Raw genomic sequence first — 16766 nt, 5'->3', positions numbered from 1 at the left:
GCGCACAGGGGTGCGCGGGGTGCCGGGACCGCGGTCGGAGCTTCAGCCCCGCAGGGCGGCGGCGAAGAGTGCGGGCAGCTTCCCGAGGCTCGGCGCCGCGGTGAAGCGGGTGAGGCGTTTCACCGTGGTCAGTGCCGTGCGATGGGTGACGAAATACGGGGGCCGGGGGGACAGCGAAGGGGCGCCCGTCACCAGCCCGCGCGGAGCCGGCGCGAACGGGGCGCGCAGCACGGTCTTCTCGACGTCCTCGAGCATGAACGCGTTGTGCACGAAGCCGACACCGCTGCCGATGTCCTGGCGGGTGTGGCCGGGATGGGCGCCCCAGGGGGTGAAGCCGAGCAGAAACCCGACCCCTGACCAGCAGTTGACACCAAGGGTGCCGTAGCGCAGATCGGCGACCGCGGCGCGCACGGCCTCCGGAGCGGCCTTCTCGGTCCTCGGGTGGACGATCAGGGTGGCGCCGAGCGTGCCGGGCAGGACCTCATTGGCGAACTCGACGGCATGTCCCAGGAAATCGGCCGGGGTCGCACCCGGCAGGCGTACGACCCCCAGGGCGCTGCCGAAGACCTCGTCGGTGACGAGGAGATCGTCGGGGTCGGTGATGTCGGGTACGAGCATCCGGCAGCCGTCCCCATGAACCTCCGCCGTCGGATGGGACGCCCGCACGGCGGCGAGACGGGCGCCGGCGCCGGGGTAGTAGTCGGCGCGCACGGGCAGTTCGCGCAGCACTCGTCGGATCTCGGCGAGCAGCCGCTCGGTGCCGTCCCAGTCCCGCGGCAGGACCAGGATCTGGGTGGCGATGCAGTTGTGACCCGAGTTGTTCAGCTTGCTGGTGACGATGTGTTCCGCCTGGAAGCGGAAGTCGGCACGGCTCCACGGGCCCGGAGCCACGATGCAGGGACTGACCCCGCCCAGTTCGCTGCTGAAGGGCTTGCTGATCAGGGGAAGATCGTCACGGCGGCGTGCCACGGCGTCCTCGCCGGTGCCCCAGACGATGGCGTCGTGCGTGCGGTCGCTGCCGGTGACATGGATGGTGTCGACGCCTTCATGGCGGGCGAGGTAGCCGCCCTCGGCTGCCCCTCCGTCGACGAAGCGCAGCCAGCCCCGTTCGACGAACTCGGCGAAGACGTACTCGAAATGAGGGCGGACATAGGCGTTGACCGGGTTCATCTTGGCGATGACGACCTGGCCCTCGGCGTAGAGCTTGTGCAGGATGTCGAGCGCGGTGATGGCGGCGACGTTGCCGGCGCCGAGCACCAGCGCCAGGGCCGGGTCGCCCTGCCGGCCGCGGTACTCGCCCGCGGCACAGGCGCGTGTCTGCTCGACGGTGACGCCGGGGCGCATCCGGACCTGAGCCGTGAACCCGTTGAGCAGCAGGGCGTCCCAGCCGGTTGCGGGGAAGACGTCCACGTGGGTGCGGCCGTTCTCCTCGTGAACGGCCTTGCCGGCGAGGGGGTCCCCGCCCCCGGCGATCCGTCGAAGGACGTGGAGGTACGCCGTCGTGTTCTGGGCCAGGGCCCATGGGCCGCCGATCCAGTCCTCGGCCGCCCAGGGCGAGTCCGGGCCGTACCCCTTCGCCCGGGCGCCCGCACCGGCCATCTCGGCCGCGCGAGCGGCGATGCGCGGAAGCAGACGTTCCAGGAGAGCGATGCGTTCGCTGAGCGGAGTGGCGTACCAGGACTGGGCGTTGCCGCGTACATGGGCGACGGTGCGGTCGAGGAAGGGGGCGTCGAGGGCGGCGGTGTTCAAGGTCGTCCCTTGCGGAAGGCGGGAGAAGAAGCGGACAGAAGGGCCGGTCCGGTGCGTCGCGCGAGGAGCGAGCACGTACCTCCGGTCACACGGACAGCCGTCGGGCGTCGCGGGCGGGATCGATCAACGTGAGGGCGGCCGCTCCGCTCAGCAGGAGCACGACCCCGGTGATCAGGACCGCGTACCGGTAACCCTCCGCGCCGTGGCCGTCCACGAGGCGCCCGATCAGAGTGGGGGCGATCAGCCCGGCGGTGGTCACCACTGCATTCATGATGCCCAGGGAACCGCCGCGGCGATCGGCGGGAACGAGTTCCGTGACGGTGGTGACGGCGATGCTGCTCATCGCTCCGGCCAGGCCGAATCCCGCGACCAGGAGCAGGGCGGTCATGGCGCCGGCCGGGGCCGCGGGCAGGGTCAGGCACGCTGCGGCGCCGATGAGCAGCAGCACTCCGCCGACCCCGCCGCGGGCCCACCGGCTCGACGTCCCGCGGCGCAGCAGCCAACCCGTCAGGCCGGCCTGACCGAGCACCACCACACCGCCCAGACCCCAGACCAGCATGACCAGCCGGGTGGAACCGGCCGAGGTGTAGCCCAGGGCGTCCTGGAGGTAGGACGGGAGCCAGACCAGGGCGAAGGCGATGATCCAGTACGTTCCGAAATAGGCGGCCGTGGCGCCGATCCAGGTGCGGGTCGCGAGGATCCGCCGGTACGGCATCCTGCGCAGGGGCGCCCCGGATCCCGTCCCTGCCGCCGCGCCCGTCCCGTCGCCGGAGCCGGCCGGCGCGCCGGCGTAGGGCCCCTCCCCGCCGAGGAGAAGCCACAGCAGGGCCCACACGAGACCGGCCAGTGCGACAGCGGCGACGGCCGAGCGCCAGCCGTGATGCTGGATCACCCACGTCAGTACGGGAGCGGCGACCAGGACCCCCAGGGTGATTCCGAGGACGATCAGGGCCCCGGGCAGGTTGCGCCGGTGGTTGGGGAACCAGGACAGCGTGGCCTGCTGGGCGACAGGGAAGGCGGGCCCCTCCGCGGCACCGAGGAGGACGCGTGAGGTGATGAGCACCGCGAGCCCGCCGCCTGCCGCCATCGGGGCCTGGGCGACGGACCAGAGTACGGCCATGGCCAGGAGCAGCCACTTGGGCCGGATGCGGTCCGCGAGCAGCCCCACAGCGGCGCCGGAGACCGAGAAGAGCAGGAAGAAGGCGCTGCTGGCGAGTCCGAAGGCCGATGCGGACAGGCCGAGATCCTCCCGGATCTCGTCCGCTGCCAGACCGAGCACGGACTTGTCCGCGAAATTGATCATCATGAAGACGACGAGCAGTGCGGTGACGGTCCACGCCCGGCGGTTCGTTCCGCCAGGCGCCTTCGGGGGACCGGTGAACACAGCAGGTGCGGCATCGGTGTCGGTCACTGGGGCTCCGCGCGACTGGATGGAGGGAGGGGGAGTGGGTCAGGTGCGGGGAGGGGGTTCAGGAGAGGGGGACGCCGGCGATCGCGATGCGCTCCATGACACGGCGCTGCGGGAAGTAGTCACTGATCGCGTAGTGCTGGGTGGCGATGTTGTCCCAGACCGCGACCGAGCCCGGCTGCCATCGGAAGCGGACCTGGTACTCGGGGATACGGGCCTGGAGGACGAGCTCACCGAGCAGCTCACGGCTCTCGGGGCCGGACAGGCCGACGATCCGGGTGGTGAAGGGTTCGTTGACGTAGAGGAGCTTGCGCCCGGTGCGCGGGTGGCGCACGACCACGGGGTGTTCGACGGCCGGCAGGTTCTCGCGATGGGCGGCGATCTGGCTCGCGGTCATCAACGCCCCCCAGCTCGGCACCCAGTCGTGTACGGCGGTGAGCCCGTCGATCCGGGCCTTCAAGGCGTCAGTGAGGTTGTCGTAGGCGGCCGCCATGTCGGCCCACATGGTGTCCCCGCCGGCGGCGGGGACCTCGACGGCGCGCAGGACGGAGCCGAGCGCCGGTGCGGCCATGAACGAGTGGTCGCTGTGCCAGATGTTCTCGCTGCCGATGGCCATGGCGTCCTTGGCCAGCCGGGAGACGCCGACCGAGTCGCCCTTGGGGAAGAACGGATTGGGCTCCGGCTCGCCCCACAGGGCGGAGAACGCCAGCTGGGACTGCGGGGCGAACGCGTGCTGATCACGGAAGAAGAGCACCTTCCACTCCAGCAGCGCCTGCCGGAGCTCCTGCGCGAGGCCGTCGCCGATCGGGCCGGAGAGGTCGACGCCCTCGATCTCGGCGCCGATGTGCGGGGTGAGCGGGCAGACGTCCAGGAGCCGGTAGCCGGGCTGCTCCGCGCCGGGTGCGAGGCGGTCGAGCGTGCGCTTCCCGTAGTGCATCAACGGCTTGTCGAGGGCGGGGGCGGGGGTGGTGACGGCGCTGGCCATGAGTCCTCCACATCGAGGTCCAGAAAATCGTTACTGGAAGTATCGTTATTGAGGCATGGCGAGGCAAGACGCGTGGGGCGTGAAAATTCGACGCCGGAAATCAGGGTTGCCGACGGCCTGGACCCGGAGGTCGGGCCCCCTGATCCGTCAGCCGTGATCCGTCAGCCTGATCCGTCAGGCGCCTGTGCCGACCGCCTGAGCGACGAGATCGACCAGCGAGTCCACGAAGCGGGCGTCGGGCAGCTCCAGCTCGCCGATCAGCCGGAAGACCAGTGGTGCGGCCACCAGGGTGGCGGCGGCCCGGACATCGATGCCGGGGGCCACGTCACCTCGCGCGATCCCCCGTTCGAGGATGCGCCTCGTCTCGCTCGTGATGCGCTCGGTGTACTCCGCGTACTGGCCCCGCGCCGCGCCCGCATCGGCCGACGCCCCGATGAGGCCCGCGAGAAGCCGGTCCGAGCCGGGCAGTCGGTATGCCTCCAGGCGTGCGGTGAGCACGAAGCGGAGCTCGGCGCGGAAGTCACCCAGGTCGGGCACCGAGAGGATGCCGATGCGCGTCTCCGCGGCGGCGATGATCAAGTCCTGCTTGGTGGGCCACCGTCGGTAGATGGCCGGCTTGCTCACCCCGGCCCTGGCCGCGACGGCGTCCATCGTGACCGCCCCGATCCCCAGCTCCGTGACCAGGCCCACCACCGCGTCGAGAACGGCTCCGGTGACCCGCTCCTCCCGCGGCCGGCCTGGTCCTCGTACGGCACCGTCCGCCTGCGTCTCCACCATGGGGCAGAGCCTACGGTCTCGGCCGGGCCCCCCGGGCCGCGTAAGCCGCGGTCGCTCCACGGGGCGGACCGTCTCGCCAGGACGCGGCGTCGCCGACGGCTTACGATGAGCCATCGGCGCCGAAAGAGGTGCGAAATGGATGAATACCCCCTGATCGAGAACCACGGTCTCATCGGTGATCTGCAGACCGCGGCCCTCGTGACGACCGACGCGACAGTCGACTGGTTCTGCTGCCCGCGCTTCGATTCGCCCAGCATCTTCGGTGCTCTTCTCGACCGGCGGAAGGGCGGTCACTTCACCTGCAAGCCCGCCGCGGGGACGTACACCAGCAAGCAGCTCTACCACCCCGACACCGCCGTGCTGGTGACGCGCTTCATGACCGAGGCGGGGACCGGCGAGGTGGTCGACTTCATGCCGGTCACCGGCGCGACGGCGACGGACCGGCACCGTCTGGTCCGGATGGTGCGCTGTGTCCGGGGCAGTATCACGTTCGAGGGAGAGCTCGCCCCCCGCTTCGACTACGGTCGTCAGCCGCACGAGCTGCATCTCACGGAGCACGGGGCCCTGTTCGCTTCGAAGGACATGCGCCTTGCCGTTCACGCCGTCCGTGAACCGCGGGACGAGCGACTGCTGCACATCGTTCCGCACGGCAGCGACCTGCGGTTCACCCTGACGCTGCAGGCTGGGCAGCAACGTGGTCTCGTCATGGAGTCGTCACCCGGCGGGCCGCCGCACGAGGTCGCCATGGCGGAGTTCAGCCGGCTCTTCGACGAGACCGTCCAGTTCTGGCGATCCTGGCTGGGGCAGTCCAGCTACGCGGGCCGGTGGCGGGAAGCGGTGGAACGCTCGGCCGTGACGTTGAAGCTCATGACCTACGCGCCCACCGGAGCCCTGGTAGCCGCGCCGACGACCGGGCTGCCCGAGCAACTGGGCGGGGAGCGCAACTGGGACTACCGGTTCACCTGGATCCGGGACGCCTCGTTCTCCGTGTACGCCTTGCTGGGCCTGGGGTTCAGGGAAGAGGCGACCGCGTTCATCAGCTGGCTGCACGACCGCGTGAAGGAAGAGGCCGGTCACACGGGCGGCACCGGGCCGCTGAACGTCATGTACCGCGTCGACGGTTCCTCGGACCTTACCGAGGAGACCCTGGGGCATTGGGAGGGGTACGGCGGCTCCGCCCCGGTCCGCATCGGCAACGGAGCGGCGGACCAACTGCAACTGGACATCTACGGCGAGGCGTTCGACAGCATCTATTTCGCGCACCAGCACGGCATGCACCTCGACCACCGGGGCTGGACCGCGCTGCACACCCTCCTCGACTGGCTGGTCGACAACTGGGACCGGCCCGGCGAAGGGCTGTGGGAGACCCGCGGCGGCCGCAAGGACTTCACCTACGGCCGCGTGATGTCCTGGGTGGCCTTCGACCGAGCGGTCCGGATCGCCTACGACGACGGCCGCCCGGCGGCCCGAGTCCGCTGGCTGGACGCCCGCGACGCGATCTACCAGCAGGTGTTCAGCCAGGGATGGGACGAGAAGAAGCAGGCCTTCGTGCAGCACTACGGTGACGACGTACTCGACTCGTCACTGCTGCGCATGCCGACGGTCGGCTTCATGACGCCGGACGATCCGATGTGGGAGTCCACGCTGGACGCGATGGAACGTGAGCTGGTCAGCGACAGCCTGGTCTACCGCTACAACCCCGAAGCGTCACCGGACGGACTGCGCGGCTCGGAGGGGACCTTCTCCCTCTGCACGTTCATGTACGTCGACGCCCTGGCGCGGGCCGGGCGCACGGACCAGGCCAGACTGGTTCTGGAGAAGATGCTCTCCTACGCCAACCATCTCGGCCTGTACTCGGAGGAGATCGGGCTGACAGGGCGACAACTGGGCAACTTCCCGCAGGCGTTCACCCATCTCGCCCTGATCGACGCCGCCATCACCCTGGACGCGAGGCTCAACGGGGAGCGCGGGGGCGCGGCGTAGGAGCCAACACGTCTGCAGGGGCTCGCACATGTAGGGGCTCGCACACGTGGGCTCGCACATGTGGGAGGGCTGTCCTGCCGCCGTCATCAGCCCTCTTCCTCGGGTGCGAGCGGCCGGCCGCAGCGCAGGTTCCACCGCCCCGATCTGCCGCTGAGCTCCGTCACCGTGAGCGGAGCCACGTCCAGCCGCCAGAACGCCTGGGCCGGGAGGGCCAGCGCATGGACGACGGCGGCCCGGATCACGGCGGGCTCGGTCACCGCCAGGACCCGACGGGCATCGTTGCCGGGGAGCGAGTCGAGCCATGAGGCCGCTCGGGCGCACAGGCCCAGCAGGGATTCACCACCGTGCGGTGCGGCGGCCGGATCCGCCAGCCAGGCCGCCACTCCGTCCGGCTCGTCCGCGCCGACCTCGGACAGTCGTGCGCCGGACCAACGGCCCATCTCCCAGTCCCGTAGCTCGTGTTCGTGCTCGGCTCGCAGCCCCAGCGCCGTCGCGGTGCCCGCGCAGCGTCGGGACGGTCCCCGCAGCCACCGGTCCGCTGCCGGGACCGATCCGGCGGCAGCGGCAGCGCGGGCCGGCCGGAGTCCGGCGTCGTCGAGGGGCGCGTCACCGGCGAACCGGGCCTCGCGCAGCGCGGCGTTCATCGCCGGTGAGATCAACATCACCCGTACCGTCATCACCGCTACGACCTTCCTGAACTGTGGCCCCTCGGCCAAGCACACCATGGCATCCGAGGGCCAACGGCCCGCCCGTGGGCACCATGGCGGCCGTCACGTCCAGGCGGTATGGTCGCGACGACATGACGAGGGTGTGACGGAAGTCCGGTGAGAATCCGGCACGGTCGCGCCACTGTGAACCCGTACCTGTGCGGGAAGTCAGACCCAGCACCTTCGTCTCAGGCACCACGATCGGGACGCGTGTTCCCCCAGGAGGTTCTGCCATGGCACAGACTGCTGCCCCCGCCGCCGTCACACCCGCCATCACCCCCATCTCACTGAAGGCCATTGCCCCGTGGGCGGTCTTCTTCGGCGTCCTCATGCTGGTCCTGCTCTACTTCGTCGGCGCCGAGCAGGGCGCTACCGCGCTCATCTCGGGCGAAGGCGTGCACGAGTGGGTCCACGACGGCCGTCACCTCCTCGGTTTCCCCTGCCACTGATCCATCCGGCTGATCCAGGGGAATTCCTCATGAACTCCATATCTGTCAGAGCTCTGCTGGTCCGCGGCATGCTGGCCGGCCTCGTCGCGGGTGCGATCGCACTCGTGGTGGCCTACTTCCTCGGCGAGTCCCGTGTCGACGCGGCCATCGCCCTCGAAGAGTCACATACCCACGACCACGGCGGTGGCGCGGAACTCGTCAGCCGCAGCATGCAGGCCACCGGCGGCCTCGCCACCGGTGTACTGGTCTTCGGCGTCGCCGTAGGCGGCATCGCCGCGCTCGTCTTCTGTTACGCCCTCGGCCGGATGGGCCGCTTCGGACCCCGGGCGACGGCTGCGCTGATCGCGGGAGCGGCCCTGCTGACCGTGTACATCGTGCCGTTCCTGAAGTATCCGGCGAATCCGCCCGCGGTCGGCGACCCCGACACCATCGGCCGCCGCACCGCGTTGTTCTTCCTGATGGTCGCTCTCAGTGTCCTGCTGGCCGTCGCCGCCGTCCTTCTCGGCAGGCGGCTGGCCCCGCGCCTGGGCAACTGGAACGCCACCATCGCCGCGGCCGCCGGCTATGTCCTGGTGGTCGGCCTCGCCTACGCCTTCCTGCCCTCGTTCAACGAGGTCGGAAAGGACTTCCCGGCTTCTCTGCTCTGGGAGTTCAGGCTGGCCACGCTCGCGGTGCAGATCACGCTCTGGACGGCCTTCGGGCTGGTCTTCGGGTACCTCACCGAGCGGCTGCTGGTGCCGAGACGGGATGCGGTCACGGCCGGGGAGGTCACGGCGAACCGGCCGGCCACCATCGTGGGCTGAGGCCGGGAGCCACCACGGGCCAGGCAGGCCGGCCCGGAACGGCGTGACGTCTGCGGCAGGACCGTGTACGTCGCGACGACGGCACGCACAGAGCCCGCCGGGGAACCCGGTGGGCTCTGCTGCGTGCGGAAGCCGCCTCGCTTCTCACTCCTGGGTGGCGGGCCCGTCCCAGTCGATCCGGTAGTGCTTCAGCTGTGCGTCCTCCTTCACGAGGCGCATCCCTACCGCGGTCATGACGTGCTGGGAGGCGGTGTTGTCGAGATCGGTGTCCCCGTGGACGCAGGCGATGCCCTGGTCGCGGGTGAACCGCAACAGCGCGCGAAGCGCCTCGGAGGCGTAACCCCTTCCCCGTGCCGACTCCACGAGCCCGTAGCCGATCGTGACGTGCCTCCGGTCGTCGGGTGCCCCGTGAAACCCCACTCCGCCGATCACCGTGCCGTCCTCGCGGCGCTGTATCGCGTACGGACCGTAGGGATGGGGATCGCCTGAATCGGCGCACGTTTCCAGGAAGCGTTTGGCCGCCCTCATCTCGCCCGGCGAGGGATAGCCCGGAGCCCAGCGCGCACCGCCGGCAGGCCGGCCCGCGACCACCTGCTCGGCGTGGGCGGCGGTCAGGGGGTACAGGAGCAGACGTGGTGTGACGAGGTCGGTCATGGGCTGTGGGTATCACGCGATGCGGCCGGGCCGCACCTGGATTTTCCAGGTGCGGCCCGGCGCGTGCGGGCGGCCGGGAGCCACCCTGCCTGGGTGAGGTCTCCGGCCAGTGGGGGCAGGCATGGGCCGGCGTGGTGAGGTACCCGGACCGTGCGGTCAGGGCTCGGCTGCCGGGGCCAGGCCCCCGGGGAGGGCGGTCACGCATCGCCTGCCGAGGCGAAGTTCCCGGGCCCTGGGGTCACGCATCGGCTGCCGAGGTGAAGTCCCCGGACAGGGCGGCCGCCATCCGCAGGTGGGTGTCCGCCTCGGCCTGTCGACCCTGACGCTCCAGCGTGCGGCCGAGCATCAGTCGCGCGTAGTGCTCGACCGGGTCCAGTTCCAGCACCGCGCGCAGCTCCGTCTCGGCCCGGACGAGCCGCGCCGAGTGGTAGTAGGCCCGTGCCAGCAGCAAGCGCGGCGCGACCTGCTCCGGCACCTGCTCGACCAGTCCGCCCAGAATCCGGGCCGCAGTCGTGTACTCCTTCGAATCGAAGAAGAACTGAGCGCGATCCCAGCGCTCGGCGGCGGTACCGAACTCGTAGTAGGTGTCGCTCATCTGATCTCCTCGGTCGAGGGTGCCGCCGGGCCGCTCCCGTACGTTTCCATCCGCCACAACACCCACATGTCGTTTAACATTCCACTAATTATTGGGCGTGGGTGCAGCCCGCCCGGAGCCGCACGGGAATAGGTTGACCGCCATGAGTAATCTCGATCGCCAGGCCACACTCTCCGTCTGCGGAGGACGGGGTTTCGTCGTCGCCGAACCCGTACGTGAACTCCTCACCCCGCGCCATGTCCGCCTCGGCGAGTCCACCGAGGTCCGCAGACTGCTGCCCAATCTGGGCCGCCGCATGGTCGGGGCCTGGGCCTTCGTCGACCACTACGGCCCCGACGACATCGCCGACGAGCCCGGCATGCAGGTGCCGCCCCACCCTCACATGGGCCTGCAGACGGTCAGCTGGCTGCACGAGGGCGAGGTCCTGCACCGCGACAGCCTGGGCAGCCTGGAGACGATCCGCCCGCGCGAGCTCGGTCTGATGACCTCCGGCCGCGCCATCAGTCACTCCGAGGAGAGCCCCAGGCCGCACGCCTCGCTTCTGCACGGGGCCCAGCTCTGGGTCGCCCTCCCCGATGCCCACCGCGCCGTCGAACCCCACTTCCAGCACCACACGGACCTGCCGACCGTCACCGCTCCGGGCCTCTCGGCCACCGTGATCCTCGGGACCCTCGACGGCGCCACCTCGCCCGGCACCGCGTACACCCCGATCGTCGGCGCCGATCTCGCCCTGAGCCGTGGGGCCGACGCACGCCTCCCGCTGGACCCCGACTTCGAGTACGCCGTGCTGTCGATGTCCGGCGAGGCGGAGGTCGACGGCGTCCCGGTGCTGCCGGGCTCCATGCTCTACCTCGGCTGCGGACGCACCGAGCTTCCGCTGCGCGCGGAGTCCGACGCGGGTCTGATGCTCCTGGGCGGTGAGCCCTTCGAGGAGGAGATCGTCATGTGGTGGAACTTCGTGGGCAGAACCCAGGACGACATCACCCAGGCGCGGGAGGACTGGATGAACGGTGATCGGTTCGGCGCGGTGCGCGGCTACGACGGTGCGCCGCTCCCGGCTCCGGCGTTGCCCCCTGTGCCCTTGAAGCCCCGGGGGCGAGTGCGCTGAACTGCGGGCTCAGCACGGGCGATCGCTGCTCCGACCTCCACGCACCACCAGGAGGAAAGAATGACTCCAGCCGATCCCACTCCGCGTTCGTCAGGTCCCACGATGAAGCCGGCCTGACCCCACCACCCTTGGCCGGTCAGGGAATCCGGGAAGCAGCGCCCAGTGCAGCGGGTCAGCTGCGCCATCGCCGGAATCGAAGACCGCCCCAGGAGTCTGGAAGGTAGTCCTGGCCTCGAAGTGCGAACGTGGACGAGTCCCCCAAACAGTCGGCTCGGAGCAGCTCCGATTCTGTAGCGGCGTGCTGTCGGCAGCAGTCATACTGCCCCACAACGGCCGGAGCCGAGGGGGAGAAAGCGTGCCAGATCAGACGGCCGGGGCACGGCGTGGCCGTGCCTGGAGCGACGAGGAGGACGTTGAGCTCGTCGAAGGTGTGCGCGAAGGGCTTGCTCTGGCCGAGCTCGCTGAGCGGCACGGCCGTACGACGGGCGGTGTCCATGCGCGTCTGGACCGGTTCGTGTCACAGTCCGGTTCGGCCGTCGATGATCCACTGGACTGGCTGAGGTCTCGGCTGGCCGCGGATCCTGGCTACGCATGGCGGGAGGTGGCTGCCGAGCGGCGTCTCAGCGAACGGCGTGAGCGCCACAGGGGGTACGCGTCCACCGAGCCCCTGGGGGCCGCTGAGGCGAGTTCGGCGGCCGAGGTGCTGGCGGACTGGGAGCACGTGACCGGCCATGTCCTGCGCTCCGAGCGCCGTGAGGTCTTCCTTGCCCGACGAACAACTCACGCCTTGGCGGCCAGACCCGAGGCTGTACGGCGCACTGCGGCCCGGAGGTTGTGGCACCACGGACAGGTGCTGCTGCTGGATCACTGGCTGCTTGAGTGTGTGTGCCCGGGCGCCGTGGGTCTGACAGCCGACTGGGCACTGATCGCCGAGCGCGATGCCGACACGGTGCTTGTCCTGAGAGAGCTGCTCACCACAGCTGTGGGTGAGATGCCCGCGGAGCGGGACCGGGACGTCCTCTCCCGCCGCCTGGGACTTGACGATCAACCCGCCCATACCCTGGAGCAGGTCGCGGAGACCTGCGGCGTGTCGCGCGAGCGGGTCCGGCAACTGCAGACGAGGGCGATCCGCCGCCTGGCGCATACCGACGCGCCGGCTTCGCGAAAGCTCCGAGAGGTTCTGGCCGACCTGAGCTGTGTGCAACGGGTGCCCCCGGAGACCGGGCCATCGGCGGCGGAACGGTTACTCGACCTGGCAGACGTGCTGCTGCCCTCGGTCACGCCCCGGCAGGCCATACCCCTTCTGGCACGGTTGGCCGGCGCGAACAAGGTCCGTGCGGACAACCTGGCTGCAGAGGCGTCGACGATACGCATCCTGCGGCACGAGTCGGCTCGTCGTGACGCGACACGGGAGCGACGTGTCGAACGTGCCGGCCGACGCTGGAAGGCGCTGACCGACGAGGTCACCTGGTTCGGCGAGCCCGAACCGGCCCCGCCCCGAGCTGAGTTGGAAACCCTTCGCGAGGAGGAGAGCGCCGACCGGGGACGCTTCGGGGTGTGGCATTGCCCGAAGTCGGACCGCGATGTGTCGTACGAGTCAGATGCAGAGCTGAGGGTGATCCAACTGCTGAGCTTCGCGCCGCAGATCGCCTACTACCAGGAACAACCCCTGGCCATCAGCTACGAGTTCGCGGGGCAGCAGCGCACCTACTACCCGGATCTCCTGGCTGCGACGGTGGACGGCCGTTGCATCCTCATCGAGGTCAAACCGGTCTACGAAATGGCGATGGCCGTCAACGTCGCCAAGTATCGGGCCACCGAGGAGTTCTGCCGGCCCCGGGGCTGGGGACTCGTGGCCACGGATGGCTACCGCACCCGCCGACTGCTCGAACACCGCACGGTCGACTCACGCCTGGAGTCGGCGCTGGCTGCCGCCCTCGATGCGCAGGGAGAGCTCACCTGGCCGCAGGTCGTAGCTGCGGCCGATTCGCTGCCCCTGGACACGTTGGGCCTGTGTTCCTTGATCCTCAAGCACGGCTGGACATGGCACAGCCGCCCCTACCGGCTCCGCCCGGCCCTGCCGTCCAACGGTCCCAGCACTGCGAAGGACCCGGTCGTGCCCGCACCCCACCGTCTTCCTGGCGCGTCCGGTCCCGCACCCGTCGCCCCATGCATCGCCCCCTCCCCGGAGGACATCGAGCTTGCCCGTACTCCTGCCGGCGGCTGGACCCGGGAGCAGCTCGCCGTCTGGGGCGTCCCCTGGCCTCCGCCCAAGGGCTGGAAGAAGCACCTCATCACCCGGTGGGAAGCCGATTAAGGGCTCAATCCGGTCCGGCCCGGACCGCTGCCGGTGCTTGCTCGCGGAAAAGGGGACGTCGCATGTGGGGCGCTCACTTCACGCCACGGCGTCAGTACGTCGGCGCTGTGGCGGACCCGGTCGTGGCGGTCGAGTCTTCGATTCACCCCGGCCGGGTGTTGCCGACGCCGAACATCGGACGAGGAGCCGGAGAACTCGCGGTCCGGAGTTCTCACGTGTCCGCAGCCGAGAGCGGCCACGACCAGACCACGTCGGCGGCGTCCCGTTCTCGGATGATCCGTCGGTAGCGTGATGCTTCGCGTTTCGTTCCCGAGTTGAGCGGGCGGTATCGGACCCAGTCCATCGGGATGATGTGGAGGGCCAGGGTTTCCCATGCGCTTCGCTCATCCACCGAGTGCACGAGAACCACGGCAAAGCGCTGGATACTCCACAAGCATTCCCAGGGCGGCCCGGTGATGAGGGCTCCGGAGTCGGCGAGCTTCCGGCCGTACCCGTCCTCGGCATCGAGCTCCATCTCCGCATGGAAGTCGTCGCCTCCGAAGAAGTGGACGCAACTGCGCTGCAGGCCGCGTCTTATGTCGGACAGGCGCTCGGCCCTTCCGGAATCGGCGTCCTCCTGCGTGCGGGCCACCGCGAGCGGGAAGATCGCATATGTGCCCCGGTCGATCACCGGGAAACCGAGCTCTGACCACTGCGGTGTCTTTTCGGAATACCTACGGCCGAGAACGCGTGCAAGGGCGTGCATGACTGACAGGCCGTCCGAGATCCGATTCGTCTCCTGCTCGATCCCGGTCACGGGGGCCCTGCCTCAAGTGCGGCATTGCGCGGTCCGACGCCGAACCGCCTGCTGAAGTCGTCCACGACCACCTCACCGAGGTGGCTCGGCGCGGCCTCTTCAGTAGCGGTCAACGCCCCCCACCTCCTCCCGTCCCGTACTGCGTCCACCTGCCGACGCCTGCGCGGCACTACGTGTCGGCCCCCCCCAAGTGATCACTGAACTCGTCGCCGAGGTTGGCCCACGCGGCATGAGCGCTGTCAGGCATGGCTCGTCTCCCACCGCCACGAGGTCAGTACGTGACCCGATCGGCCGTCAGTTCTTTTTCAGTTCCTCGGCGAGCATCACCAGGATGCCGCTGGGACCGCGGACGTAGGTGAGCTTGTAGACGTCCTCGTAGGTAGCCACACCGCGAAGCGGATGGCATCCGTGCTTTGCGGCTGTCTCAAGGGCTTTGTCGATGTCGTCGACGGAGAAGGCGACCCGATGCATGCCGATCTCGTTGGGAAGAGTGGGATCGGACTCGATCGCTTCGGGGTGGATGTACTCGAATAGTTCGAGGCGACCGTGACCGTCCGGCGTCTGAAGCATGGCAATGTTGGCGTGATTACCATCAAGACCGACGGCGGTGTCGGTCCACTCACCACTGACAGTGTCACGGCCGACGACCGTCAGGCCGAGGTCGGTGAAGAAGGAGATCGTTGCTTCGAGGTCGCGAACGGCAATGCCGACGTTCTCAAGTTTGATGGCCATGTGTCGCATGCTACCGAGCCGGGCGGATCGGGCGCTTCAGGCGAGAACGGGGCCGAATACCAGCGCCGAGCCTGCCGTGGACGGACGTCTGCGCGGTCTGTCCGCCACCCTGAGAACGCCGGTGTCGGCAGCACCGCCCAGAGCAGCGAGATCAGCGACCGCGTCGGCGACGGCAGTGCCGACTACTCTTCGAAACACAAACGGCACGGGGTGAACGTGCAGGTCGTCACGGACCCGGCCGGGCAGATTCTGTGGCTGTCGCCAACGCTGCCGGGCCGGACCCACGATCTGACGGGCGCCTGCACCACAAGATCCTCCGGATCTGCGCACGCCAGGGGGTCCCGGTCCTTGCCGACAGGGCCTGCATCGGTGCGGGCGACCGGGTCACCACCGCCGAGCGCCGCCCGCCAGGCGGTGAACTCACCCTCACCGAGCGAGCCCAGAACCGGGCCCTGTCCGAGGCCCGGGCACCCGTCGAACGACGCATGGCACGGCTGAAGTCCTGGCAGATCTTCCACCGATCCCGCATCAGCCCCAACCGCATGAGCGGCATCACCAAACTGTCCTCACCCTGGAGAAGCAACACTGAGAACGCTCACTGGATCAGGTCGGTGTGCGGATGCTCGGGGGAGGCCGGGCAGACGTAGATCTGCATGTTGTCGGTGCTGCCGACTTCGACCTTGGTCGGCTGTGAGGGGCTCTGGCCACAGCAACGCCCGGCGGCATTGGCGGCGGCCCGGTCTTCGTAAGGTGCCCAGCTGTGTCCCTCACCGCCGTCCCATTCGTAGGAGGCGATGGTCAGCAGCGGGACCATCTGCACATCACAGACGGTGCAGTACCGGGGATTGGGGTCGGTGCGGCCCCACGGAGGCCAGCCGCCGACCTTCCAGCCGGGCGCGTCAGCCAGATGGACATCGTAGAAGTCCCGCGGACAGTCCGCGTGCTCGGAGCCGTCCACGTCGACGTCGGCCGCCTGCCATCTGCCCCAGTCCTCCACCATCAACTGCATCTGCGGGCTCAGATCGAGGCTGTTGGGGTACTCGGTGATCGCTTCCAGTGCGAGCACGCACGGCTCCGGCAGATAGCCGTCATCGTTCACCTCGTACGGTTCGGGCGGTGTGGCGAGGATGTCGACGACCTCGGCGGCGGACCGCCAGAACAGTGTGGTTGACGGCTTGTGATGCGGATCGTGGTCGTAGGGGCACCACAGAACCTGGAGCAGATCGGCCTGTCCGGGCGGCCGCAACAGGGGGATGTCACGCAGATACAGCTGGGCCACGGGCACCATGGGGACAGGGCAGTCCGCGGGAGGAGGGCCCACGGTGAATCGCTCCGCGAGCATCGCAGCGTTCCGCTCCTTGACCGCCGCCTCCTCGGGTGTTGTCCCACGGCCATTGTGATCACGGTGCCACCGGGCCTGCATGCGTCTCTTGAGCCGCACGTCGGCCGGCGACCGGCGGAACCCGCTGTCCACGTGCAGGTGCGAGGCTTCACAGTGCGGCCACGGCTCCTCAGCCGGCCACAGCAACGGCCCCCCGACCGAGCTCTCCTCGACGGAAGGCAACCCGGGACGAGGGTGCAGCCGAATCGCAGCACGCGCCAACGGCGCCAGCTCAGGAAAGACCGCGGCCACGTCCACGCGCCGTGGCGGAGTAGTGCGTACGAAAACCATGCCGATGATCCTGTCACCAGCCACTGACAAC

The 16766-nt window shown here is 69.4% G+C and carries 15 protein-coding genes, 1 pseudogene and 1 riboswitch; of the genes and pseudogenes, 6 read left to right on the top strand and 10 right to left on the bottom strand.

The genetic code is table 11. The features are described from left to right. Nucleotides 1-42 precede the first annotated feature (42 nt). The 4 genes from OG538_RS02040 to OG538_RS02025 all read right to left on the bottom strand — a co-directional run bounded on the left by OG538_RS02040 (nt 43) and on the right by OG538_RS02025 (nt 4919). The gene (locus tag OG538_RS02040; RefSeq protein WP_406089506.1) at nt 43-1749 is read right to left on the bottom strand and encodes an aldehyde dehydrogenase family protein; all 1707 of its coding nucleotides are present in this window, start codon (nt 1747-1749) and stop codon (nt 43-45) included. Between the two features lie 85 nt (nt 1750-1834). Beyond that, nucleotides 1835-3160, bottom strand: coding sequence for an MFS transporter (locus OG538_RS02035; RefSeq protein ID WP_406089504.1), 1326 nt, complete (start codon nt 3158-3160; stop codon nt 1835-1837). A gap of 58 nt (nt 3161-3218) precedes the next feature. Beyond that, nucleotides 3219-4142 (bottom strand): TauD/TfdA dioxygenase family protein, encoded by a 924-nt coding sequence (locus OG538_RS02030; RefSeq protein ID WP_406089502.1) that lies wholly within the window; start codon nt 4140-4142, stop codon nt 3219-3221. 174 nt (nt 4143-4316) lie between these two features. Next, the gene (locus OG538_RS02025) at nt 4317-4919 is read right to left on the bottom strand and encodes a TetR/AcrR family transcriptional regulator (protein WP_406089500.1); all 603 of its coding nucleotides are present in this window, start codon (nt 4917-4919) and stop codon (nt 4317-4319) included. A gap of 105 nt (nt 4920-5024) precedes the next feature. Between OG538_RS02025 and OG538_RS02020 the strand changes: the two genes are divergently transcribed. Beyond that, nucleotides 5025-6902: a glycoside hydrolase family 15 protein gene (locus OG538_RS02020; protein WP_406089498.1), complete on the top strand. Its 1878-nt coding sequence runs from the start codon at nt 5025-5027 to the stop codon at nt 6900-6902. Nucleotides 6903-6988: 86 nt separating this feature from the next. On the opposite strand, the gene OG538_RS02015 is transcribed toward OG538_RS02020, so the two are convergent. Next, complete coding sequence (locus tag OG538_RS02015) at nt 6989-7579, bottom strand: histidine phosphatase family protein (protein ID WP_406089496.1); 591 nt, start codon at nt 7577-7579, stop codon at nt 6989-6991. Nucleotides 7580-7703: 124 nt separating this feature from the next. Continuing rightward, a riboswitch (adenosylcobalamin (AdoCbl) riboswitch) is annotated at nt 7704-7797 on the top strand. A 45-nt stretch (nt 7798-7842) separates the two neighbouring features. On the opposite strand from OG538_RS02015, the gene OG538_RS02010 reads away from it, so the two are divergent. Together OG538_RS02010 and OG538_RS02005 are read left to right on the top strand one after the other, a co-directional pair. Next, nucleotides 7843-8058 (top strand): CbtB-domain containing protein, encoded by a 216-nt coding sequence (locus OG538_RS02010; RefSeq protein ID WP_406089494.1) that lies wholly within the window; start codon nt 7843-7845, stop codon nt 8056-8058. A gap of 29 nt (nt 8059-8087) precedes the next feature. Then, on the top strand, nt 8088-8861 hold the full coding sequence (locus tag OG538_RS02005; RefSeq protein WP_406089492.1) for a CbtA family protein: 774 nt from the start codon (nt 8088-8090) through the stop codon (nt 8859-8861). Nucleotides 8862-9005: 144 nt separating this feature from the next. Here the strand turns inward: OG538_RS02005 and OG538_RS02000 are convergent, their stop codons facing one another. Both OG538_RS02000 and OG538_RS01995 read right to left on the bottom strand, forming a co-directional pair. Next, entirely contained in the window at nt 9006-9515 is a 510-nt protein-coding gene (locus tag OG538_RS02000) for a GNAT family N-acetyltransferase (protein ID WP_406089491.1), read from the bottom strand. 238 nt (nt 9516-9753) lie between these two features. After that, the gene (locus tag OG538_RS01995) at nt 9754-10110 is read right to left on the bottom strand and encodes a tetratricopeptide repeat protein (RefSeq protein ID WP_406089489.1); all 357 of its coding nucleotides are present in this window, start codon (nt 10108-10110) and stop codon (nt 9754-9756) included. 142 nt (nt 10111-10252) lie between these two features. On the opposite strand from OG538_RS01995, the gene OG538_RS01990 reads away from it, so the two are divergent. Continuing rightward, nucleotides 10253-11218 (top strand): pirin family protein, encoded by a 966-nt coding sequence (locus tag OG538_RS01990; protein WP_406089487.1) that lies wholly within the window; start codon nt 10253-10255, stop codon nt 11216-11218. A gap of 355 nt (nt 11219-11573) precedes the next feature. Beyond that, entirely contained in the window at nt 11574-13535 is a 1962-nt protein-coding gene (locus tag OG538_RS01985; protein ID WP_406089485.1) for a sigma factor-like helix-turn-helix DNA-binding protein, read from the top strand. Between the two features lie 211 nt (nt 13536-13746). Here the strand turns inward: OG538_RS01985 and OG538_RS01980 are convergent, their stop codons facing one another. Then, nucleotides 13747-14331 carry a hypothetical protein gene (locus tag OG538_RS01980; RefSeq protein ID WP_406089483.1) on the bottom strand — a complete coding sequence of 195 codons (585 nt, stop codon included), beginning with the start codon at nt 14329-14331 and terminating at the stop codon, nt 13747-13749. A gap of 294 nt (nt 14332-14625) precedes the next feature. Then, complete coding sequence (locus OG538_RS01975) at nt 14626-15063, bottom strand: VOC family protein (RefSeq protein ID WP_406089481.1); 438 nt, start codon at nt 15061-15063, stop codon at nt 14626-14628. 156 nt (nt 15064-15219) lie between these two features. On the opposite strand from OG538_RS01975, the pseudogene OG538_RS01970 reads away from it, so the two are divergent. Continuing rightward, nucleotides 15220-15652, top strand: a pseudogene (locus OG538_RS01970) (transposase family protein); the annotation flags it as partial. A gap of 6 nt (nt 15653-15658) precedes the next feature. Here OG538_RS01970 and OG538_RS01965 read toward each other — a convergent pair. Next, nucleotides 15659-16735, bottom strand: coding sequence for a hypothetical protein (locus OG538_RS01965; RefSeq protein ID WP_406089480.1), 1077 nt, complete (start codon nt 16733-16735; stop codon nt 15659-15661). Nucleotides 16736-16766 lie beyond the last annotated feature (31 nt).

The organism is Streptomyces sp. NBC_01013 (assembly GCF_045162765.1).
Classification (GTDB): Bacteria; Actinomycetota; Actinomycetes; order Streptomycetales; family Streptomycetaceae; genus Streptomyces.
This window is presented reverse-complemented; position numbering and strand designations above follow the sequence as displayed.

Coding starts and splice junctions, on each gene's coding strand:
- OG538_RS02030 (WP_406089502.1), bottom strand. CDS start 4,142: ATGGCCAGCGCCGTCACCACCCCCGCCCCCGCCCTCGACAAGCCGTTG.
- OG538_RS02025 (WP_406089500.1), bottom strand. CDS start 4,919: ATGGTGGAGACGCAGGCGGACGGTGCCGTACGAGGACCAGGCCGGCCG.
- OG538_RS02020 (WP_406089498.1), top strand. CDS start 5,025: ATGAGCCATCGGCGCCGAAAGAGGTGCGAAATGGATGAATACCCCCTG.
- OG538_RS02015 (WP_406089496.1), bottom strand. CDS start 7,579: ATGACGGTACGGGTGATGTTGATCTCACCGGCGATGAACGCCGCGCTG.
- OG538_RS02010 (WP_406089494.1), top strand. CDS start 7,843: ATGGCACAGACTGCTGCCCCCGCCGCCGTCACACCCGCCATCACCCCC.
- OG538_RS02005 (WP_406089492.1), top strand. CDS start 8,088: ATGAACTCCATATCTGTCAGAGCTCTGCTGGTCCGCGGCATGCTGGCC.
- OG538_RS02000 (WP_406089491.1), bottom strand. CDS start 9,515: ATGACCGACCTCGTCACACCACGTCTGCTCCTGTACCCCCTGACCGCC.
- OG538_RS01995 (WP_406089489.1), bottom strand. CDS start 10,110: ATGAGCGACACCTACTACGAGTTCGGTACCGCCGCCGAGCGCTGGGAT.
- OG538_RS01990 (WP_406089487.1), top strand. CDS start 10,253: ATGAGTAATCTCGATCGCCAGGCCACACTCTCCGTCTGCGGAGGACGG.
- OG538_RS01975 (WP_406089481.1), bottom strand. CDS start 15,063: ATGGCCATCAAACTTGAGAACGTCGGCATTGCCGTTCGCGACCTCGAA.
- OG538_RS01965 (WP_406089480.1), bottom strand. CDS start 16,735: ATGGTTTTCGTACGCACTACTCCGCCACGGCGCGTGGACGTGGCCGCG.